Source organism: Streptomyces sp. NPDC028298 (assembly GCF_055565895.1).
In genome coordinates, this window is sequence record NZ_JBVHTL010000005.1 from 507,296 (window position 1) to 528,342 (window position 21,047).

General features: G+C 70.8%; 15 protein-coding genes and 2 pseudogenes. 13 read left to right on the plus strand and 4 right to left on the minus strand.

Translation table 11 applies throughout. From position 1 onward, the window contains the following. Positions 1-220: 220 nt before the first annotated feature. Positions 221-2,605 (minus strand): bifunctional SulP family inorganic anion transporter/carbonic anhydrase, encoded by a 2,385-nt coding sequence (locus ACZ4TO_RS24965; protein WP_468025247.1) that lies wholly within the window; start codon positions 2,603-2,605, stop codon positions 221-223. 328 nt (positions 2,606-2,933) lie between these two features. Between ACZ4TO_RS24965 and ACZ4TO_RS24970 the strand changes: the two genes are divergently transcribed. Continuing rightward, on the plus strand, positions 2,934-4,205 hold the full coding sequence (locus ACZ4TO_RS24970) for a polysaccharide deacetylase family protein (protein ID WP_468025248.1): 1,272 nt from the start codon (positions 2,934-2,936) through the stop codon (positions 4,203-4,205). A gap of 105 nt (positions 4,206-4,310) precedes the next feature. Here ACZ4TO_RS24970 and ACZ4TO_RS24975 read toward each other — a convergent pair whose 3' ends face one another. Continuing rightward, positions 4,311-5,291 carry an ATP-binding protein gene (locus ACZ4TO_RS24975; protein ID WP_468025249.1) on the minus strand — a complete coding sequence of 327 codons (981 nt, stop codon included), beginning with the start codon at positions 5,289-5,291 and terminating at the stop codon, positions 4,311-4,313. A gap of 101 nt (positions 5,292-5,392) precedes the next feature. Here ACZ4TO_RS24975 and ACZ4TO_RS24980 point away from each other — a divergent pair, with 101 nt between their 5' ends. After that, the gene (locus tag ACZ4TO_RS24980; RefSeq protein ID WP_385043567.1) at positions 5,393-6,217 is read left to right on the plus strand and encodes a Fic family protein; all 825 of its coding nucleotides are present in this window, start codon (positions 5,393-5,395) and stop codon (positions 6,215-6,217) included. A gap of 383 nt (positions 6,218-6,600) precedes the next feature. Here ACZ4TO_RS24980 and ACZ4TO_RS24985 read toward each other — a convergent pair whose 3' ends face one another. Next, positions 6,601-7,434 carry an HAD family hydrolase gene (locus ACZ4TO_RS24985; RefSeq protein ID WP_382783913.1) on the minus strand — a complete coding sequence of 278 codons (834 nt, stop codon included), beginning with the start codon at positions 7,432-7,434 and terminating at the stop codon, positions 6,601-6,603. 572 nt (positions 7,435-8,006) lie between these two features. On the opposite strand from ACZ4TO_RS24985, the gene ssd reads away from it, so the two are divergent. The 7 genes and pseudogenes from ssd to ACZ4TO_RS25020 all read left to right on the plus strand — a co-directional run. Continuing rightward, positions 8,007-9,101: a septum site-determining protein Ssd gene (ssd, locus tag ACZ4TO_RS24990; protein WP_468025250.1), complete on the plus strand. Its 1,095-nt coding sequence runs from the start codon at positions 8,007-8,009 to the stop codon at positions 9,099-9,101. Next, positions 9,098-10,360, plus strand: a pseudogene (locus ACZ4TO_RS24995) (TadA family conjugal transfer-associated ATPase); the annotation flags it as partial. The gene ssd and the pseudogene ACZ4TO_RS24995, both read left to right, overlap by 4 nt. Positions 10,361-10,580: 220 nt before the next feature. After that, positions 10,581-11,453: a type II secretion system F family protein gene (locus ACZ4TO_RS25000; RefSeq protein WP_468025251.1), complete on the plus strand. Its 873-nt coding sequence runs from the start codon at positions 10,581-10,583 to the stop codon at positions 11,451-11,453. Next, positions 11,450-12,232, plus strand: coding sequence for a type II secretion system F family protein (locus ACZ4TO_RS25005; RefSeq protein ID WP_468025252.1), 783 nt, complete (start codon positions 11,450-11,452; stop codon positions 12,230-12,232). The genes ACZ4TO_RS25000 and ACZ4TO_RS25005 overlap by 4 nt, the downstream gene beginning before the upstream one ends. A gap of 85 nt (positions 12,233-12,317) precedes the next feature. Then, positions 12,318-12,608: a DUF4244 domain-containing protein gene (locus tag ACZ4TO_RS25010; protein ID WP_468025253.1), complete on the plus strand. Its 291-nt coding sequence runs from the start codon at positions 12,318-12,320 to the stop codon at positions 12,606-12,608. Then, positions 12,595-13,017: a TadE family type IV pilus minor pilin gene (locus ACZ4TO_RS25015; protein WP_468025254.1), complete on the plus strand. Its 423-nt coding sequence runs from the start codon at positions 12,595-12,597 to the stop codon at positions 13,015-13,017. The genes ACZ4TO_RS25010 and ACZ4TO_RS25015 overlap by 14 nt, the downstream gene beginning before the upstream one ends. 50 nt (positions 13,018-13,067) lie before the next feature. Then, positions 13,068-13,511: pseudogene (locus ACZ4TO_RS25020) on the plus strand (Rv3654c family TadE-like protein); the annotation flags it as partial. A gap of 295 nt (positions 13,512-13,806) precedes the next feature. Here the strand turns inward: ACZ4TO_RS25020 and ACZ4TO_RS25025 are convergent. After that, on the minus strand, positions 13,807-16,299 hold the full coding sequence (locus tag ACZ4TO_RS25025; RefSeq protein ID WP_468025255.1) for a DEAD/DEAH box helicase: 2,493 nt from the start codon (positions 16,297-16,299) through the stop codon (positions 13,807-13,809). Between the two features lie 80 nt (positions 16,300-16,379). On the opposite strand from ACZ4TO_RS25025, the gene bldG reads away from it, so the two are divergent. The 4 genes from bldG (at position 16,380) to ACZ4TO_RS25045 (ending at position 20,844) form a co-directional block, all read left to right on the plus strand. Next, positions 16,380-16,733 (plus strand): anti-sigma factor antagonist BldG, encoded by a 354-nt coding sequence (gene bldG / locus ACZ4TO_RS25030; protein WP_037625427.1) that lies wholly within the window; start codon positions 16,380-16,382, stop codon positions 16,731-16,733. Between the two features lie 102 nt (positions 16,734-16,835). Next, on the plus strand, positions 16,836-17,264 hold the full coding sequence (locus tag ACZ4TO_RS25035) for an ATP-binding protein (protein WP_382783934.1): 429 nt from the start codon (positions 16,836-16,838) through the stop codon (positions 17,262-17,264). Positions 17,265-17,609: 345 nt separating this feature from the next. Then, the gene (locus ACZ4TO_RS25040; protein WP_382783937.1) at positions 17,610-20,018 is read left to right on the plus strand and encodes a sodium-translocating pyrophosphatase; all 2,409 of its coding nucleotides are present in this window, start codon (positions 17,610-17,612) and stop codon (positions 20,016-20,018) included. A 229-nt stretch (positions 20,019-20,247) separates the two neighbouring features. Continuing rightward, the gene (locus ACZ4TO_RS25045) at positions 20,248-20,844 is read left to right on the plus strand and encodes a small secreted protein (RefSeq protein ID WP_382783940.1); all 597 of its coding nucleotides are present in this window, start codon (positions 20,248-20,250) and stop codon (positions 20,842-20,844) included. The last annotated feature ends 203 nt before the right edge of the window (positions 20,845-21,047 follow it).

The window sequence follows — 21,047 nt, forward strand, 5'->3', positions numbered from 1 at the left end:
GGTACGGCCCCGCAGCCCTCCACGAGACCACACGAGTTCGCACGAGTCTGCCCCCTTGTGGCACGTACGTACCGGCCACCGGGTTCATCCGGGGGTGAGTCGCCCACTTCTGGGTGCGTCGCTCATGGCTGGGGGAGCCTGCGCCGGGAGGGGGCGCCTGCGCCTGGGGACCCTGCGTGGTGCGCGGTCCCGCCGACCAGGACCGCGCACCACCGTCCGATCACGCCGGATGCCTCAGCTCCTCCGCCGCGCCCGCCCGATCGAACGCGCCTACGTGATCGAACAGTTCGGCCCCCTCGGCCCCGGCCAGCAGATACGCCTGGGCCTCCCCGACATGGAAGTACATCCCCTGCAGTTCGAGCACGCCCTCCCGAAGCGCCCGCGCAACGGACTCGTGCGCCCGCAGGTGCTCGAGCTGCTGCACCACATTGGTCAGGCAGAGCTGCTCCACCGTGTCGGCGGGTGCCCGGCCGGCGATCCGCGCGCTCGGCCCGGCGCCGGCCATCCGGTCCAGGCTCGGCCGCCCGTGCCGCAGCCACCGCTTGAGCGGCGTGAGCGCTCCTCCAGGCTCCGAGGCGAGCAGGGCCTGCATGGCCCCGCAGCCGGAGTGCCCGCACACCGTGATGGAGCGCACCTTCAGTACGTCCACCGCGTACTCGATGGCCGCGGCCACCGAGTCGTCCCCGCTCTCCTTCCCGGGCGGCGGCACGAGGTTGCCGACGTTGCGTACGACGAAGAGGTCGCCCGGACCACTGGAGGTGATCATCGAGGTGACGAGCCGGGAGTCGGCACAGGTCAGGAACAGTTGGGACGGCCGCTGTCCTTCCCGGGCCAGCCGGGCCAGTTCATCGCGCACCAGAGGTGCGGTGTTGCGCTGGAACGCGCTGATTCCGCGCTCCAGTTGGTGTCCGCTCGGTCTGGCCTCGTCCATCTCGTCCTCCTGTCCGTCGGAAAGCGACTCCGAGGGCGGGGGCCCCGGTTCGGCGGCGGCGTCGCACTGGTGGTTCCGCCAGGGTGTCCAGGGCCGGCAGCGGCAGTGTCCGGAGTCCGCGGGCTCGGCGATCCGCGTTCCGGTCCGCCCGCCGAGGTCGACCGTGCCGCCCTGGGCGGTGTGGGTGCTCTGCCAGTCCTGCAGCGACTCGTACGCGGCGTGGTCCATGAACGAGCCGTCCAGGCGCACGACCACGTCCGCCCCTCGGGGCACGAGGTGCAGGGTGCGGCTGAGCCGGGGCACGGCGAGGAACGTCAACTGACCTCGTACGTGTACGTGATGGACTCCCTCCTTCTCCTCGTGCGTGATGCGGGTGCGGCCGAGCCGGTGCAGGGCGACACCGACGGCCACGGAGACGCCCAGGGCGACACCTTCGAGAACTCCGAGGAACACGACGCCGAGCGTGGTGACGGCGTACACCAGGACCTCACGGTGGCGGGTGACCGTGCGGATGTGGTGCAGGGACACCATCTGGATGCCGACGGCCATCACCAGGGCGGCGAGCGATGCGAGGGGGATCAGCTCCAGGATCGGGACCATCAGCAGCGCGGCGATCACTACGAAAACGCCGTGCAGGATCGTGGAGTTCCGGCTGACGGCACCCGCGTGCACATTCGCGGAACTTCGTACGGCGACACCGGCGACGGGCAGTCCGCCGAGCGCGCCGGAGACGACGTTGGCGGCGCCCTGCCCGAGCAGCTCCCGGTCGAGGCGGGAACGGCCCACCCGGCCCTGGAGTTCCGGACGGCCGCTCACCAGCTTGTCCACGGCGACGGCCCCGAGCAGCGACTGCACGCTGCACACCAGCGTCACGGTGAGGACGGCGGCGACGATGCCGAGCACCGGGCCCTCGGGCAGTCCGGCCAGTGCGTGGCTGCTCCAGGACGGCAGTTCGACCCTCGGCAGCGTCAGTCCGGCGGCCGAGGCGGTCAGGGTCGCTCCGGCGACGGCGATGAGCGCGGCGGGCACCTTGCGCAGCGCCCGTCCGGTCCGCCCGGGAAGTCGCGGCCAGGCGAACAGCAGCACCAGGGTCAGCACGCTCATCGACACCGCGGCGGAGTGCATCCGGGCCACCTGGTCCGGCAGTCCGACGAGATTGTCGAGGACGGAGCTCTGCGGGATTCCTCCCAGCACGATGTGGAGTTGGGCCACGGCGATGGTCACCCCGATGCCGGCGAGCATGCCGTGCACGATCGCGGGGCTGACGGCCAGGGCCGTACGGGCCACGCGCAGGCAGCCGAGCCCGAGCTGGGTGACGCCCGCCATCACGGTGATGGCGCAGGTCGCGCGCCAGCCGTAGTGCTGGATGAGCTCGGCCGTGACGAGGGTCAGTCCCGCGGCGGGTCCGCTCACCTGGAGCGGTGAGCCGCCGAGCCGGCCCGCGACCAGTCCGCCGGCGGCGGCGGCGACCAGCCCGGCCTGGAGCGGCGCGCCGGTGGCGAGGGCGATTCCGAGGGACAGGGGGAGGGCGATCAGGAAGACCGCGATCGAGGCGGACAGATCGGCGCCCGCGACACGGAAGCGTCGGGGCGGGGTCGGTGGGGGGCTGTGGGGCTGGTGAAGCTGCGCGGGCCGAGTGGGGTCGGCGGCGCGGGTGGGGACGCAGGCAGACATGGTTCCCGTCTCCTCCGGGGCGGCGCGGTCGCGGAACAGGTGATCCCCCGTCGGGAGTGACGGGGGGCGGGTCGCGGCCGTGGGTCACGGCGTGCAGCGGCGGGATTCTTCAACGCTCGGTAAATGGATCGTAATGCAGAGTAAAGGGATGATGTCGAAAATAGGGGCAATTGGGGCATGAATTCATCCCGTGGGGTGAAGCAGGCTTTTGATCGGCTTGTCGTACTTATTCCTTCTCGGTCCCGTGAAACCTTGGCGGACCTGTCGGTGCACAGCGGCGCCGGTGCCCCGACCGGCGCTGCCCGACCGAGAAGAAGGAGGGCGGAACATGGCCGCCAGCCAGAGGATCGCCGCGGGTGTGGCAATCGCCGCGGCCTGCGCAACGGCGCTCGCCGGTTGCGCAGGCGGCGGCACGCCATCCCGCGAACGGGCGCACGGCGCGAAGAAGGGGACGGGGGCCCTGGCGCCCAAGGCCGCGGTCCGACTGATCGGCGACGGATCCACGTCGTACACCGGGGCCCAGCCGCATCTTCCGCGGCCCGAGCGGCTGAGGCCGGGCCAGAAGCCGCCGCAGTTCGTGGTCTTCTCCTGGGACGGCGCCGGCGAGGACAGCCAGAAGCTCTTCTCCCACTTCAGGGAGCTCTCCAAGGCCAACCGGGCGACGATGACGTACTTCCTGAGCGGCGTGTACATGCTGCCGGAGGACAAGCGTGACCTGTACCGGCCGCCCCAGCACTCTCCCGGCAGCTCGGAGATCGGCTTCAACGACGCGCAGGGCATCGCGGACACCGCGAAGCAGTTGCGCGGCGCGTGGCTGGAGGGCAACGAGATCGGCACGCACTTCAACGGCCACTTCTGCGGCACCGAGGCCGGGGTCGGTCAGTGGTCGGTCGCGGACTGGAAGAGCGAGATCGCCCAGGCGAAGTCGTTCGTGAAGTCCTGGAGGACCAACGCGGGCCTGAAGTCCACGGCCTCGCTGCCCTTCGACTACGACAAGGAACTCGTCGGCGCCCGCACGCCCTGCCTGGAGGGCCGCGAGAACTTCATGAAGGCGGCCCACGAGCTGGGCTTCCGCTACGACAGCAGTGGCGTCGGCGACCAGGTCTGGCCGAAGCGGAAGGAGGGGCTGTGGGACCTCTCGATGCAGCTCGTGCCCTTCCCCGGACACTCCTACGAGCAGCTCACCATGGACTACAACTTCATGGTCAACCAGTCGGGAACGCAGACCCAGGGCGACCCGGCCAAGCAGGAGTTCTGGGGCCACCAGATGCGCGACGGGCTGCTGAAGGGCTTCGACCGCGCCTACGACGGCAACCGCGCCCCGCTGATCATCGGCAACCACTTCGAGTCCTGGAACGGCGGCACCTACATGCGTGCCGTCGACGAAGTCGTCGAGCGCGTCTGCACCAGGGCCGAGGTGCGCTGTGTCTCCTTCCGTCAGTTGGCCGACTGGCTCGACGCCCAGGACCCGGCCACCCTCGACAAGCTCCGCGGCCTCCAGGTCGGAGAGGTGCCGAAGCAGGGCTGGGCCTCCTTCCTCGCAGGCCGCCCCGCCCCGGCCCCGAAGGGAGTCCCGGGGGCACCGGCGCTGAAGCCGTAGCGGAGTCCCCGGGGCACCGGCGATCAAGCCGATGCGGTGCCCCGGGCCGTCCCGTCGTTCAGGTCGCAGGGGTACCCGGGACGCCGCTCGTTCAGGACCCGCTCGTCACGCGGTGGCCATGGGGCTTTCGCCGAGCACGAATCCAGGGTCGACCTGCCCGGTGAGGTCCGCCCCGGTCTTGGCGTTGCCCCAACTGGCGGCGTTCTTCAGGTGGAACTGCACCATCTGGCGCGTGTACCGCTCCCAGTCGCGCAGCTCGTACGTGGCGTCGGCGGCGGCCCGCAGAGCGTGCAGCGAGCGCCGGTTGGCCTCTTCCAGGGTCTCGAAACGGGGCGGGCGCCCCTTCTCCATGGCGCGCACCCAGTCCGAGTGCCCGACCGTGACCAGCAGGTCGTCCCCGACCTCCGCTCGCAGGAAGTCGACGTCGTCCTGGTTCTGCACCTTGTTGCCGACGACCTTCAGGGTGATGCCGAAGTCGCGGGCGTACTCCTTGTACTGGCGATAGACGGAGACTCCCTTCCGGGTCGGCTCGGCGACGAGGAACGTGATGTCGAAGCGGGTGAACAAGCCGGACGCGAAGGAATCGGAGCCCGCCGTCATGTCGACGACGACGTACTCGCTCCGGCCGTCGACGAGATGGTTCAGGCAGAGCTCCACGGCACCGGTCTTGGAGTGGTAGCAAGCCACTCCCACATCGGCCTCGGTGAACGGGCCGGTGACCATCAAACGGACGACGCCACCGTCGAGTTCCACCGGTCGCGCGCAGGCGTCGTACACCGGATTGGTCTCGTCGACCCGCAGCAGCCGGGAGCCTTCCCCGGGCGGGGTCGTCTTGATCATCGTCTCGGCGGAGGGGATGCGCGGGTTGGAGCCGCGCAGGTAGTCCTTGATGAGCGGCAGCCGCTCGCCCATGGCGGGGAGCTGCGCGGCCTCCGTCTCTTCGAGCCCGAGCGCGGCCCCCAGATGCTGGTTGATGTCGGCGTCCACGGCGACGACAGGTGCCCCTGAGGCGGCGAGGTGGCGGATGAAGAGCGACGACAGGGTGGTCTTGCCACTGCCGCCCTTCCCGACGAAAGCAATTTTCATGTTCACCAAGGGTAGTGCGATCGTCGCTCCCGGTGCTCGCGCCGCGTGAAGAAGACCACTCCTTCGTGGGGCGCGGGCCCGGGGTGCGTAATGTCGTACTCATGAGTACGACAGGTGCGACCGCCGATCCGCTCGCGGCCCTCGGTTCACTTCCCGGGGTGGCCGATTCCGTGGAGTCCGTGCGCAAGGCCGTGGACCGGGTCTACGGACACCGGATCATGCGGCGGCGCGGCAACGAGATCACGTCCGAGGCGGCGCTGCGCGGGGCCCGTGGTTCCGCGGCGCTGTCCGGGGCCGACTGGGCCCTCGAAGAGGTGCGCCGGCGTACGGACTTCAGTGCGGGGGACGAGGACCGTACGGTCGGCGCCGCGCTGCGGCTGACCGCCGAGGCGGGCCAGCTCCTGTCCATCTGGCGGCAGTCGCCTCTGCGTGTGCTGGCCAGGCTCCACCTGGTGGCGGCGGCCGACCGGGGCGAGGCGGTCGGCCGGCCGAGGCGGAGCGGCGAGAAGGCCGATGAGCCGTTGGTGGAGCTTCCGCTGCCGGACGCGGACGAGGTCGCGGGCCGCCTCGAAGGGCTGTCCCAGCTCATCATCGCGGGCGGTTCCGCGCCGGCCCTGGTGACGGCGGCCGTCGTCCACGGCGAGCTGATCGCCCTGCGTCCGTTCGCCTCCCACAACGGCCTGGTCGCGCGCGCCGCCGAGCGCATCGTCCTGATCGGCAGCGGTCTCGACCCGAAGTCCATCTGTCCGGCGGAGGTCGGCCACGCGGAACTGGGCCGTGCGGCCTATCTCGGGGCACTGGACGGTTACGTCTCCGGCACCCCGGACGGCATGGCCGCCTGGATCGCGCACTGCGGCCGGGCCGTGGAACTGGGCGCGCGTGAGTCCGCCGCGGTCTGCGAGGCACTGCAGCGAGGCGCCGCTTAAGGGCGCGAACGGCCTGGAAAAGGGTTGCGGCGGTACGAGTTCTCGTACCGCCGCTGGCACGTTCACCGGGTTACCAAGCGTCCTCGAGAAATGCCCATCAGGTCGGGATCTTCTGCCCGTCACCTGGTGCGGCTGGCCCGTAATCGACGGGTCGACGTCGCGTGGGTGCTCGATGTTCGTGCTCGGTCCGTGGGGCCTGGTTGCGTTTGAAGGTGATCCTCTCGGATGTCCTTGGTCTCGCGGGCCGTTAAACCCTTTGTACTCCAGGTTCGGAGGAAGCGAAACCCCTTACCGCACTTCTTTACTTTTAGGTTCAAAAGGGTGAGAAATGGACTTCTTTTAGAACTCTTGTGCGCGGTGAACCCTCACGCGCGCGTGAGGGTTCACACCGCCGTCGCGCGACGCCGGCTGGCGTACCAGACGAGTCCCGCCGTGGCCGCCGCCGCTCCTATCGCGGCCGCCGCGACGAGGGCGGGGCGGGGCGGCACGGACAGGCCGGGCAGCCGCTGCTTCAGCCGGACCGGGCGGTGGAAGTCCAGGATCGGCCAGGCGCGGGCGACCGCCTCCCGGCGCAGCGCGCGGTCCGGATTCACCGCGTGGGGATGCCCGACGGACTCCAGCATCGGCACATCGGTCGCCGAGTCGCTGTAGGCGTAACAGCGGGGCAGGTCGTACCCCTCGGACGCCGCCAGCTCCTTGATCGCCTCGGCCTTCGTCGGCCCGTACGCGTAGTACTCCACCTCTCCGGTGAAGCAGCCGTCCTCGCCGACGACCATGCGGGTCGCCACGACCCGGTCGGCGCCGAGCAGTTCGCCGATCGGCTCCACGACCTCGGCGCCGGACGTGGACACGATCACGACGTCGCGACCGGCCTTGTGGTGCTCCTCGATGAGCGACGCGGCCTCGTCGTAGATGATCGGGTCGATCAGGTCGTGCAGTGTCTCGGCGACGATCTCCTTGACCTGCTGGACGTTCCAGCCGCGGCACATCGAGGACAGGTACTTGCGCATCCGTTCCATCTGGTCGTGGTCGGCGCCGCCCGCCAGGAACACGAACTGGATGTATGCGGTACGCAAGGCCGCCCTGCGGTTGATCAGTCCGCCTTGGTAGAACGACTTGCTGAAGGTGAGCGTGCTCGACTTCGCAATGACCGTCTTGTCCAGGTCGAAGAAGGCCGCTGTACGAGGCAAGGAGTGGTTTTCCACGAGGTCGAGCATAGGGCCCACCATTCGGCGTAAGGTGAGGCGCGTGGGTTTGCCTGAGAAGGCTCTCGGGTACACCATGGAAGTCACGGATCGTTCGCGACCGTGCTAACCCGGTCCGACTCCTCCCCCCCCCGAGTCGGCCGTGGGGACGACCCCCGCTCTCCCCCCCGGCGGGGGTCGTCGCATGTCCGGATGGGTTTTCTCCGCTTCTGCGCGACCCCGGAACCTCCTCTGCACCGCTGATTCCGCTCTCTTCGCGCACCCATGATCCGTCACTGTGTGTAGTCGCCGTGATGCTCTGCGGAAGTCGTTGAGCGTTCACCGGTAGGCGTGAAGGCGATATTCACAGCCGCCGAGTTGTCCACAGTTTTCGACCAAGATCCACACGATTTCCAGGATCGCCGCACCGTGATTCCCACGCGCTCCGTTCGCGGCCGGTTCATGGCCGGTTCCGTTTGTCGGACGCGTTTGGCCGGTTCGTAACGGCCGTTCATATGGAGGCCGCTTGCCGGCTCTTCATACGAGCGTGAATCGCGGGGTCCCGGAGGGCCCCGCGCAAGAAGCAGCGAAGGGGGCTGGAGATCGTGGCGGGAGCCATCACCCATGACCGGCCGCCCACCGCCGAGGGGCGGCAGGGCGGACCATTGATCGTCACCGAGGACGTCGACCTTCTCGACGACCTGTTGCGCCTGTGCGCCGCGGCGGGCGCGCGACCCGAGGTCCATCACGGGATTCCGGAACGCAGGGGGAGCTGGGAGGCGGCACCCCTCGTCCTGGTCGGCGACGACGCGGCATCCCGCGTACGGGGCGCCGTGCGGAGAAGGGGAGTGGTCCTGGTGGGCCGCGACCAGGACGATTCCGGAGTCTGGCGGCGTGCCGTCGAGATCGGCGCCGATCACGTCCTGGTGCTGCCGGACGGCGAGCAATGGCTCGTGGACCGCATCGCGGACGTGGCCGAAGGAGTCGGCAGGCCCGCCCTCACCGTCGGCGTGCTCGGCGGCCGTGGCGGGGCCGGTGCCTCCACGCTGGCCTGCGCGCTCGCCGTCACCTCCGCGCGTGAGGGGAAGCGCACTCTGCTCGTGGACGCGGACCCTCTCGGAGGCGGACTCGACGTACTCCTCGGCGGCGAGACGGCCGAGGGGCTGCGCTGGCCGGCGTTCGCGGCATCCCGCGGCAGGGTCGGCGGTGGCGCCCTGGAGGAGTCCCTGCCCAGGCTGCACTCCTTGCGCGTTCTGAGCTGGGACCGGAGCGACACGGTCACCGTTCCCCCGCAAGCGGTCCGGGCGGTACTGGCCGCCGCCAGACGGCGTGGTGGTGCGGTGGTCGTCGACCTGCCCCGTCGCATCGACGAAGGTGTCGCCGAGATCCTCGCCCAGCTCGACATGGGGCTGCTGGTGGTCCCCGCCGACCTGCGCTCGGTCGCGGCGGCCGGGCGGGTGGCGTCAGCGGTCGGCATGGTTCTGCGCGATCTGCGGATCGTGGTCCGCGGCCCCTGCGCGCCGGGCCTCGACGACCGCGAGGTCGCCCGTCTGCTCGACCTGCCCCTGGTGGGCGAACTGCCGGCGGAGTCCTTCCCGCTCGACGGCGGGCCGCCGCCGGGAAGCGCGGCGAAGGGGCCCCTGGCACGGTTCTGCGCGGCCTTCTGGCAGCGCGTTCCGGTCGAAGGAGGGGGCGTATGAACTGGGACGCGAGAAAGGAGACGAGGGTCGGCCCGCCAGGCCTCCCGCCCCCGGGGATCGAGGCGTGGGACGGACCCGGGGCCGCGCCGGACGGCGGTGCGGGGCTGCTGGACGGCGTACGGCAATGGCTGGTCGAGAGCGGATCCGAACCGACCCCAGCGCGCGTGGCCCAGGCGCTGCGCGAGCAGGGGCGGGTGCTCGGGGACGCCGAAGTCCTCGGCGCGGCCGAGCGGCTGCGCTCCGAACTGGTCGGCAGCGGCCCGCTGGAGCCACTGCTCGCCGATCCGTCGGTCACCGACGTGCTCGTGTCGGCGCCCGACCGGGTCTGGGTGGACCGCGGTGGCGGCCTGGAACTGACCTCCGTGTCCTTCCCGGACACGGCGGCCGTACGACGGCTCGCGCAACGCCTCGCCGCGGTGGCCGGCAGACGGCTCGACGACGCCCGCCCCTGGGTGGACGCCAGGCTGCCGGACGGAACCCGTCTGCACGCGGTGCTGCCACCGGTGGCCGTCGGCTCCACCTGCCTGTCGCTGCGTGTCGTGCGGCCACGCGCGTTCACCCTCGACGAACTGGTGGCGGCGGGAACGGTGCCGCCGGGCGGGGACAAGGTCCTCAGAGCACTCGTGGACGCCCGGCTGTCCTTCCTCATCAGCGGAGGCACGGGCTCGGGCAAGACGACCTTGCTCAGCGCGTTGCTGGGGCTGGTCGGTCCGGGCGAGCGGATCGTGCTCGCCGAGGACTCGGCCGAACTGCGGCCCGACCATCCACATGTGGTGCGCCTGGAAGGGCGGCCCGCCAATCAGGAGGGCGTCGGACTCGTCTCCCTCCAGGATCTCGTCCGGCAGGCCCTGCGGATGAGACCGGACCGGCTGGTGGTCGGCGAGGTGCGAGGTCCAGAGGTCGTCTCGCTGCTGGCGGCCCTGAACACAGGACATGAGGGCGGCTCGGGAACGCTCCACGCCAACGCGGCGGCGCAGGTCCCGGCCCGGCTGGAGGCCCTGGGCACCGCGGCCGGCCTAGACAGGGCCGCGCTGCACAGCCAACTCGCGGCGGCACTGTCCGTGGTCCTCCATCTCGTACGGGACCGGACCGGCCGGCGCCGGATCGCCGAGGTCCATGTGCTGGAACGAGCCCCGTCGGGGCTGGTGGTGACCGTGCCCGCGCTGCGGTGGGGCGAGGACGCCTTCGCGTACGAACGGGGGTGGGAGCGGCTGCGGGAGCTCCTCCGGGCGGGAAGCCAGGAATGCCGAACTCAGGGCGGCCGCGGAGCGATCGGTCCGGGCCGGAGGCGTCGCGAGCCGATGGGGTCGAGCCAGGAGTGCCGCACGCCGATGGCGTCGGGTCAGGGGTGGCGCGAGCCGTTCGGGCTCGGGAGCCAGGAAGTCCCTCCGGATCGGAGGAGTACGAGGAGTCCCGCGGGAGTGGCGGACGGCGGGGTCTTCACGAAGGCCGGACGTCGGGATGCGAACGGGGAGCGGGATGAGGTTCGGTGAGATGGCGGACGCGCCCGCGGGAGCGGCCGTGGCGTGTGCCGGGATCGCGGCCTGGCTGATCGGCGGGCACGGCTCCGGCGCGCGCAGAGCGAGGACCCTGCTCGCCGGTGGTGGTGCGGCGACCGGGCCGCCTTCGTGGGAGCGGGCTCGTGTCGACTGGCGACGGCTGCGCGGGCGGCTGCGGCCCGAAGCGTGGTCCCTGGTGGCGGGAGCGGTGATCGCGGTACTGGGCACATCGCTCGTGCCCCTGCTCCTCGGAGCCGCAGGCATGCCCCTGTTGCGCCGGGTGCGGCGAGCGGGGGAGGCCCGGCGCGAACGTGAGCGACGGGGCGACGCGGTGATCGCCCTGTGCGGCGCACTCGCGGGCGAGGTGCGGGCCGGCCGCCAGCCCGGTGAGGCACTGCTCGTGGCCGCCCGCGATTCGGACGGACTCGCCGAGGCGCAGCCGTTGGTGCTGGCCGCGGCGAGATTCGGCGGAGACGTGCCGGGCGCGCTCACCGAGGCGGCACGGCAGCCCGGTGCCGACGGACTGGTGGGGCTCGCCGCGTGCTGGCGCGTGGCCGTGGACCGGGGCGCGGGGCTCGCGGCGGGACTGGACCGGCTGGAGGGCGCGCTGCGAGCCGAGCGGGATCAAAGAGCCGACATACGCGCTCAGTTGGCCGGGTCGCGGTCGACCGCCTTCATGCTCGCGGGCCTGCCCGTCCTCGGTCTCCTGCTCGGCACCGCGCTCGGCGCGAACCCCCTGCACGTGCTGCTGCACACGGGTCCCGGGCTGGGCTGCCTGCTGGTCGGCGGGGTGCTGGAGAGCGTGGGGATGTGGTGGGCGCTGCGGATCGTACGAGGAGCGGAGGCGGCATGAGCGCAGAAGTTGTCCACAGGCTGGGGGTACTTGTGTGCGGAGTGCTCCTGATCGGCTCACCGGCCCGTTGGCTCGGGACGGTGAGGCGGGTGAGAAGGGTGCGTGGACGTCTGGCCGCGTTGATGATCCCGGAACCCGAGCCGCCACCGCGGCGCCACGAGGTACGGGGCTTCGGCCGGCGATGGCTGCCTCTGCTGGGTGTGGTGTGTGCCGGCTGGGTTCTGGTCGGCGGGCTCGTCGGCGTTCTGGCCGGGCTGGCGGCCGGGTTCGCAGTCCGGCGGTGGCTTCGGCGGCGGAACGCGGTGCTTCCGGAGGAGTACGACGTGGCGTCGGCCACCCGCCAACTGCCCCTCGCCGCCGACTTGGTGGCCCCCTGTATCGCCGCGGGGGCCAGTCCGGTGGCGGCCGCGCAGGCCGTCGGCGAGGCACTGGGCGGACCCGTGGGTGAGCGGCTGGCCCGGGGTGCGGCGGAGGTACGGCTCGGCGGCGAACCGGTCGACGCGTGGCGGAGGTTGGCCTCGCTGCCGGGTGCTCGGGGGCTGGCGCGCCTGTTGGAGCGGGCGGGTGATTCGGGGGTGCCGGCGGCTGTGCCGGTCGGCCGAATCGCGGCGGAGGCCCGCGCCGAGTGGGCGCGCACGGCGACGGCGAAGGCCCGCCGGGCGGCCGTCATGGTCACCGCCCCGGTGGGCCTGTGCTTCCTGCCCGCCTTCCTCGCGATCGGCGTGCTGCCCGTGGTGATCGGGCTGGCCGGCGGACTGCTGCGAGGGGGTGGTGGGTGACGGGCGGCGGAGGTGAGCGGTGAACGGCAGTGGTGAACGCGAGCGAGCGAAATGACCGACAGGTCTGAATATCAAGGAGGTTGACATGAGCGGGATGGCACGAGTTCTCGGATCGGCGCAAGGGCGGGGACGCGAGCAGGGACACGAGCTGGAGCGGAAACAGGGGCGGGAGCAGGGGCGAGGGCGTGCGTGGGTGCGGGCCCGGATCGCGTCCGTCGCGGCGCGCAGGGACACGGGGATGGTCACGTCCGAGTATGCGGTGGGTGTCATCGCGGCGGTGGCCTTCGCGGCCGCGCTCTACAAGGTGGTGACGAGCGGGCAGGTCGGCGAGGAGCTGCAGGGCATCGTGGGACGGGCGCTCAATGTCCAGATGTGAACACCGCAGGGGACAAGCCAAGTTGAGGGCGGGTCCGGCCTCGCGCCGGGACGGTGGGTTCGTCACCGCCGAGGCCGCCGTGGTCCTGCCCTCTCTGGTGCTCGTCGGCATGGCGCTCGTCGGGGCCCTGCTCGCCGCCTCGGCGCAGATCCAGTGCGTGGACGCGGCGAGGGCGGGCGCTCGGTCGGCGGCGCGCCAGGACCCGGAGGAGGCCGTCCTGGAGACGGCCCGTCGTGCGGCCCCGCCCGGCGCGAAGGTCACGGTGGGCCGGGAAGGAGATCTGGTCCGGGTCACCGTCGGCGCGCGGACCCCCGGTCCCGCCGCTCTGTCCCTTGAACTGAAGGACGAGGCGGTGGCGCTGGCCGAGGAGACGGTGGGGGACACGGCCGCCGAGGTGGAGGGGAGATGAGGAACCGGAGCGCCGGGCCGAGCCCGCGATGGGTGTGGTCGCCTGTCGGGGTGGGCCGCCGTGCCGGGTGGCGTGCGTCTTCCGACAGGTGGCATGCGCCCTCCGATAGGGAGCGTGCGTCCTCAGGCGGGTGGCGCGCGTCCTCCGACAGAGGGTCCGCGACGGTGTGGACGGTAGGTGCGGTCGCCGTGCTCTGTGCCGTCTTCGGGGCGGTGCTGTCGATGGGGCAGGCCGTCGTGGTGCGGCATCGGGCCGCGGGGGCCGCGGACTTGGCGGCCCTCGCCGCGGCGGACCACTGGAGCGACGGTGGCACGGCGGCCTGCGCCCGCGCGGACCGGGTGGCCCGAGCACAGGGCGCGCGGCTCGTGCGGTGCGAGGTCGAGGGTCAGATCTCGGAGGTGACGGCGTCGTCCGGAATCGGGCCGATCACCGCCGAGGTCAGATCGAGAGCCGGGCCTGCGGGGTCGAGCGCCCCCACGTCACCCGTTCGGCCTATCCCGGCCCAACTTTCCTCCGACCGGCCGTCGGCCCTCACTCATCCGGCCTATCTGGCCTATCCGGCCCTGGCGATCCGTCCGGTCCCGGCGTCCCGGCCGGCCCATCCGGCCCCGGTGACCCGCCCAGCCCTGGCACCCCGCCAGGTCCCGGCGACCCGCCCAGCCCATCTGGCCCTGGCGCCCCGCCTGGACCATCCGAGCGATCCAGCGCATCGAGCCCAGGTGCCTCGACCGACCCATCCGGCCATGGCGCCCCACCCGAATCGCTCCTGGCCCGACCACTCCCGCCGGACTACACGCGACCCGACTCCTCGCCGACCGGTGTCTCCGGGCTCGGCTCCGGTGCCGCCCGCAGGAGTTCCGTGAGCAGGCGTACCGCGCCTCGCTTGTGGAGGGGGTCGTTGCCGTTACCGCATTTGGGGGACTGGATGCAGGAGGGGCAGCCGGCGTCGCACTCGCACGAGGCGATGGCCTGGCGGGTGGCCGTGAGCCAGGAGCGGGCGGTGTGGAAGGCCCGCTCGGCGAATCCGGCGCCGCCCGGGTGGCCGTCGTACACGAAGACCGTGGGCAGGAGCGTGTCCGGGTGGAGCGGGACGGAGACGCCGCCGATGTCCCAGCGGTCGCAGGTGGCGAACAGCGGCAGCATGCCGATCGAGGCGTGCTCGGCGGCGTGCAGGCTGCCGCCGAGGATCTCCGGGGTGATCCGGGCCGCGTCGAGCTGGTCCTCGGTGACCGTCCACCAGACGGCGCGGGTGCGGAGCGTACGGGGAGGGAGGTCGAGTTTGGTCTCGCCGAGCACTTCGCCGGTGATGACACGTCGGCGCAGGAAGGAGACGACCTGGTTGGTGACTTCCACGGAGCCGTAGCACAACCGACCGTCGCCCCAGGGGACTTCGACGTCGGTCTCGAGGACGGCGATGGTCGTCGTGTCGCGCGCGACCGTCGAGTAGGGCGGGCTGGCCTCCTCGACCAGTGCGACGGAGTCCTCCAGGTCCAGCTTGCGCACCAGGTACGTACGGCCCTGGTGCAGGTGGACCGCGCCCTCGTGGACCGCCGTGTGCGCGGCGCCCTCGTCGACCGTGCCGAGCAGGCGGCCGGTGCCGGCCTCGACGACCTGCACCGGGCTGCCGCCGCCCCCGCGGATGTCGGTCAGGTCGACGGCCCGCTCCCGGCGGGTCCAGTGCCAGGCCGTGGCCCGGCGGCGCAGTAGCTTCGCGGCCTCCAGTTGCGGCAGCAGCCCGGCTGCGGCGGGGCCGAAGAGGTCCAGGTCCTCGTCCGTCAGCGGGATCTCGGAGGCGGCGGCGCACAGGTGGGGGGCCAGGACGTACGGGTTGTCCGGGTCGAGGACGGTGGATTCCACCGGTTGGTCGAACAGGGCCTCGGGGTGATGGACGAGGAAGGTGTCCAGCGGGTCGTCGCGGGCGACCAGGATCGCCAGGGCGCCCTCCCCGGAGCGGCCCGCGCGGCCGGCCTGCTGCCAGAGGGAGGCGCGGGTGCCCGGGTAGCCGGAGATGACGACGGCGTCGAGGCCGGAGATGTCGACGCCGAGTTCGAGGGCGGTGGTGGCGGCGAGGCCGAGGAGTTCCCCGGAGTGCAGCGCGCTCTCCAGGGCGCGGCGTTCCTCGGGGAGGTAGCCGCCGCGGTAGGCGGCGACGCGCCGGGACAGCGAGCGGTCGATCTCGGCGAGCCGTTCCTGTGCGATCAGCGCGATCAGCTCGGCGCCACGCCGGGACCGTACGAAGGAGATCGAGCGCATGCCCTGGACGGTGAGGTCGGTCAGCAGGTCGGCCGTCTCGGCGGTGGCGGTACGCCGGACGGGTGCACCTTTCTCGCCGTGCAGCTCGGTGAGAGGGGGCTCCCACAGGGCGAACACGAGTTCCCCTCGCGGGGAGGCGTCGTCGGCGACCTCGACGACGGGGAGGCCGGTCAGGCGGCGCGCGGCGACCGCGGGTTCGGCGGCGGTCGCGGAGGCCAGCAGGAAGACGGGAGAGGCGCCGTAGCGGGCGCAGAGGCGGCGCAGGCGGCGCAGGACCTGGGCGACGTGGGAGCCGAAGACGCCGCGGTAGGTGTGGCACTCGTCGATGACGACGTAGCGCAGGGCGCGCAGGAAGGAGGACCAGCGGGGGTGGGAGGGCAATATCCCGCGGTGCAGCATGTCGGGGTTGGTGAGGACGTAGTTCGCGTACTGGCGTACCCATTCGCGTTCCTCGAAGGGTGTGTCGCCGTCGTACACGGCCGGGCGGACGGCATTGCCCAGCGGTTGTGAAAGTTCCTTCACCGAACGGCGCTGGTCGGCTGCCAGGGCCTTGGTGGGGGCCAGGTACAGCGCGGTGGCACCCCGGCCGTTCGGGGCCTCCGAGCCCTCCAGGAGGGCCGTCAGGACGGGGGCGAGGTAGGCCAGGGACTTGCCGGAGGCGGTGCCGGTCGCGACGATCACCGACTCGCCGTCCAGGGCGTGCTCGGCGACCTGCGCCTGGTGGGCCCAGGGGTGTTCGATGCCCGCCGCCTGCACGGCGGCGATGACCTCGGAACGGATCCGGTCGGGCCAGACGGCATGGCGACCCGCTCGCGGGGGCAAGTGCTCCGTATGAGTGATGCGCGAAGCCCGGCTCGGCCCCGAGGCGAGCCGGTCCAGGACGGTGCTCGGCGAGGGGCGGGAAGCGGTGTCCGCCGAGGAACGATCGGATCGGTGATTCTTGGCCATCGGCATCGAGTGTGTCACTGGCGTGACGGACAATGGGCCCAAGGCGTCGTGCACGCCTGCCGGTAAGTGATTGAATGCCATCGCGGCTGGCGAACCGTCCCGGGGGCTCTGCCGAGGTGTCCCATGGGGCGACCGCTCGATAGCAAGGTGCTGGAGGATCCGTGGACCTGTCCCTGTCGACTCGCAATGTGTCCGGCCCTAACGGCGACCGTACGGTCGTCGAGGTCGGCGGCGAAATCGATGTATATACCGCGCCCAAGCTGCGAGAGCAGCTGGTCGAGCTGGTGAACGACGGTAGCTTCCACCTCGTCGTCGACATGGAGGGCGTGGACTTCCTCGACTCCACCGGTCTCGGCGTGCTGGTGGGCGGCCTGAAGCGCGTACGGGCCCATGAGGGCTCGCTGCGTCTGGTCTGCAACCAGGAGCGCATTCTGAAGATCTTCCGTATTACCGGTCTCACCAAGGTGTTCCCGATCCACACCTCGGTGGACGAGGCGGTGAACGCGACCGACTGACGGCCGGTCTCCCGGGCCGAGGGGCCCGGGTTCGCACACATCGGGGACCGGGCCCCTCGGCCCGGCCCCCAGACAGCACGCCCGTAGTTCAGAGGGGGATGCATGGCCACCGTTGAACTCCGCTTCAGCGCGCTGCCCGAGCACGTCAGGACCGCCCGTCTGGTGGCGGCAGCGGTGGCGCGCAGGGCCGGAGTGGACGAGGCCGTCCTCGACGAGGTCAGGCTCGCCGTCGGTGAGGCCTGTACTCGTGCTGTCGGACTGCACCAGAGCGGCGGTATCGCGGCGCCGGTGCACGTGACGCTGATCGAGGAGGAGAAGCAGTTCTCCATCGAGGTCGGCGACGAGGCGCCGGGTTCCGTGCCCGGCGGGGCGGCGTCCGGCGCCGTCTCGGACGCGGAGGCCGAGGAGGACGAGATGGGCCTCGCGGTCATCAGCGGCCTCGTCGACGACGTTGAAGTCATCGCCGGAGAGCACGGCGGACTGATCAGGATGAGCTGGCCCACCACGCCGCCGGCCGTGGCTCTTACCTGACAGCCGTCCCTCTTGAGTTCGACCTGAAGGGCCCTACTCGGTGGGGCCCTTCGGCATGTCCGGGAAACCTGCCTCACCCTTACGGTGATCGTGCGCTCCGGTGATCGTGTATTCCGTTGATCGCGCACGGCGTTTCGTGAATTGGTTCACGATCAGTCGCGTGATAATTGGATCAAGCGTCAACGCTTCTGGGGCATTACTGCATTTGGGTCCGTGGACGCCTGTCGATCATTTGCTGAAGGGCAAGTGAAGGCTAATTCCGCTTACCGCGCACTGTTTTGATCAGGTTCCGGTACCTAGAATCCGTCCACATCTTGAGCTCAGCCCAAGCGTCAAGGAGGACGAATGGCGGGGCTTTCTACCCCTCATCAGTTTGACCACCCCACAACCTTCGCAGCCGCGGTCCTGACGGACGGCAACCGTCTCATCGTGACGGTCGTCGCGGTCGTCGCCGTGGCAGCGCTCGTGGTCGCCGGGATCCTGGTGCGCCAGGTCCTCGCGGCCGGCGAGGGCACCGACAGCATGAAGAAGATCGCGACGGCGATCCAGGAAGGCGCGAACGCCTACCTGGGACGTCAGATGCGCACGCTCGGCGTATTCGCCGTCGTGGTGTTCTTCCTGCTCATGCTGCTTCCCGCGGACGACTGGAATCAGCGCGCCGGACGATCGATCTTCTTCTTGATCGGCGCGGCGTTCTCGGCGACCACCGGCTATATCGGAATGTGGCTCGCCGTACGGAGCAATGTCCGCGTGGCCGCCGCCGCACGGGAAGCGACCCCGGCGGAGGGTGAGCCCGAAAAGGATCTCACCGCCGTCTCGCACAAAGCCATGAAGATCGCTTTCCGCACCGGTGGCGTCGTCGGCATGTTCACGGTGGGGCTCGGTCTGCTGGGCGCCTCCTGTGTGGTGCTCGTGTACGCGGCCGACGCGCCGAAGGTCCTGGAGGGCTTCGGTCTCGGCGCGGCGCTGATCGCGATGTTCATGCGTGTCGGCGGCGGCATCTTCACCAAGGCCGCCGACGTCGGTGCCGACCTGGTCGGCAAGGTCGAGCAGGGCATCCCGGAGGACGACCCGCGCAATGCCGCGACGATCGCCGACAACGTGGGCGACAACGTGGGCGACTGTGCCGGTATGGCCGCCGACCTCTTCGAGTCGTACGCCGTCACGCTCGTCGCCGCGCTGATCCTCGGCAAGGTGGCGTTCGGCGACTCCGGGCTCGCGTTCCCGCTGATCGTGCCCGCGATCGGCGTACTCACCGCGATGATCGGCATCTTCGCGGTGGCGCCCCGGCGCTCCGACCGCAGCGGCATGTCCGCGATCAACCGCGGGTTCTTCATCTCCGCGGTGGTCTCGCTCGTCCTGGTCGCCCTCGCCGTCTTCATCTACCTTCCGGGGACCTACGGCGAACTGGACGGGGTCACGGACGCGGCAATCAAGGCCAAGGACGGTGACCCACGGGTGCTCGCACTCGTCGCCGTCGCGATCGGCATCGTGCTGGCCGCGCTCATCCAGCAGTTGACCGGCTACTTCACCGAGACCAGCCGCCGTCCCGTCCGGGACATCGGCAAGAGTTCCCTCACCGGCGCGGCCACCGTCGTCCTCGCCGGCATCTCCATCGGTCTCGAATCGGCCGTCTACACCGCCCTGTTGATCGGCCTCGGCGTGTACGGGGCGTTCCTGCTGGGCGGTACGTCGATCATGCTGGCGCTGTTCGCCGTGGCGCTCGCCGGAACGGGTCTGCTCACCACGGTCGGTGTCATCGTCGCGATGGACACCTTCGGTCCCGTCTCCGACAACGCGCAGGGCATCGCGGAGATGTCCGGCGACGTCGAGGGCGCGGGCGCGCAGGTGCTCACCGACCTGGACGCCGTCGGCAACACCACCAAGGCCATCACCAAGGGCATCGCCATCGCCACCGCCGTCCTCGCGGCCTCGGCCCTCTTCGGCTCGTACCGTGACGCGATCACCACGGCCGCGAGCGACGTGGGCCAGAAGGTCTCGGGGCCGGGCGCTCCGATGAACCTGATGATGGACATCTCACAGCCCAACAACCTGGTGGGTCTCATCGCGGGCGCCGCGGTCGTCTTCCTCTTCTCGGGGCTGGCGATCAACGCGGTGTCGCGGTCCGCCGGGGCGGTGGTCTACGAGGTGCGGCGGCAGTTCCGCGAGCACCCGGGGATCATGGACTACTCCGAGAAACCCGAGTACGGAAAAGTCGTCGACATCTGCACCAAGGACGCGCTGCGCGAACTGGCCACACCCGGTCTGCTCGCGGTGCTCACGCCGATCGCGATCGGGTTCACGCTCGGCGTCGGCGCGCTCGGTTCGTTCCTCGCGGGCGCGATCGGCACGGGCACGCTGATGGCGGTCTTCCTCGCCAACTCCGGTGGCGCGTGGGACAACGCGAAGAAGCTCGTCGAGGACGGCCACCACGGCGGCAAGGGCAGTGAGGCCCACGAGGCGACGGTGATCGGTGACACCGTCGGCGACCCGTTCAAGGACACGGCGGGCCCCGCGATCAACCCGCTGCTGAAGGTCATGAACCTGGTCTCGCTGCTGATCGCTCCGGCCATCGTCAAGTTCTCGTACGGCGACGACAAGAGCGTCGGCGTACGGGTGTTCATCGCCGTCCTCGCGCTCATCGTGATCGTGGGCTCCGTGTACGTCTCCAAGCGGCGCGGCATCGTCATGGGCGACGAGGAGGACAACGACGAAGGGGTCGCCAAGTCGGCCGACCCCGCGGTGGTTTCGTAGCGCACCGGTTCCGCGTCTGATCCGGCACGGAATTCCGTGCCGGATCAGATACGGGCCAACAGGCGGGCGCGCGGCGCGTGTTGACGTGCCGCGCGCCCGTTCTGCATGTGTTCACGTTGTCGCCGTGAGCCTTCTCTCGCTTGGTGCAAATGGCTTCAAAAGCAGTCATAGCGGGCATTCGCCATGTGGGTGTCGCCCACATGGCGTGTATGTTCCGGGGCCGAGAGCCATGGAAGGGACCAAACCGGTGAACAAGAAGCTCGCGGTCGCACTGTCCGGCGGTGCGGTACTGGTGCTCGCTCTGTCGGGATGCGGCAGCAGCGGGGACAGTGGCAACGACAAGCTGAACTCCTGGGCCAAGCAGGTCTGTGACGCGGTGAAGCCGCAGGCGCAGAAGATCGAGGAAGCGAACGCCGCGATCCAGAAGCAGACCTCGGACAACAGCACGCCGGAAGCCGTTCAGAAGACCGACGCGCAGGCCTTCCAGGACATGTCCGACGCCTACAAGGCGATCGGCACCGCCGTCGACAACGCGGGACCGCCCGACGTCGAGGACGGCAAGACGAAGCAGACCAACGCGGTCAAGGAGCTCAACGGCATCTCCGCGCAGTACGCCGCCCTGAAGACACAGGTCGCCAAGCTCGACACCAAGGACCAGGCCAAGTTCGCCGAGGGCCTCAAGGGCATCGCGACCCAGCTCGGCAAGCTGAGCCAGAGCGGGAACGACGCCCTGAAGAAGCTGGAGGAGGGTGACGTGGGCAAGGCGATGGCGCAGCAGGAGAGCTGCAAGTCGGCGTCCGGGTCCCCGGCGGCGGCCAACGGCTGAGGCCGTCCGCAGAGCCAGAGGAGAGCCTGGCACGCGTGCGCGCCGGGCTCTCGGCGTGCGCCGGCCCGCCGTCCCCAGCGGGGCCGCCGTCGACAGACGAGCCGCGGTGAGCGGAGGAGCCCCGGCCTACGGGTGAACCTCTGTCCACAGGTGGGGATGTCCACAGGCCGGGCTCTGTCCACAGGTGTGGGTGCCCGTGGGCG